Source organism: Lysobacter sp. TAB13, from assembly GCF_052113885.1.
GTDB classification, from domain to species: domain Bacteria; phylum Pseudomonadota; class Gammaproteobacteria; order Xanthomonadales; family Xanthomonadaceae; genus Lysobacter; species Lysobacter gummosus.
In genome coordinates this window covers 1-368 of sequence record NZ_JBFRDR010000372.1, presented here as the reverse complement: position 1 = coordinate 368, position 368 = coordinate 1, and the positions used below count along the sequence as shown (strand labels likewise).

Sequence of the window (368 nt, the reverse complement as noted above, 5' to 3'; positions counted from 1 at the left end):
GTTGTGCGGCATCCGAGGCCTGCAGGACGAACTGGTACTGCATGCGGCTGACGATGCCCTCGACTGTCAGGTCCTGTACCGGCTGCATGTAGAGCGTGATGCCCGGCAGGCTGTCCGTGCGCTGCTTCAGGCGCTCCATGACGGCCGCAGTCGTCCTTGACCACCGTGTAGTCAAAATAGCCCAGGCGGGCGATCGGCTTCTGTTGAGCGTGCTGTTGGTGCCGTCGACGCCAATGAAGGAGGACAGGCTGTCGACATCGGGGTCCTTCAGAATTTCGACGGCAAGAGCCTGCTGCCGGGCCGCCATCGCGGCATAGGAGGCCGATTGCGGCGCCTCCGTGATCGCCTGGATGATGCCGGTGTCCTGC

The 368-nt window shown here is 63.9% G+C and carries 1 protein-coding gene; it reads right to left on the bottom strand.

Annotated features, from left to right (window positions below; genetic code table 11):
- Nucleotides 1-368, bottom strand: a 368-nt coding sequence (locus tag AB4Y92_RS26580) for an efflux RND transporter permease subunit (protein ID WP_441822345.1), incomplete at both ends; no start/stop codon positions are given.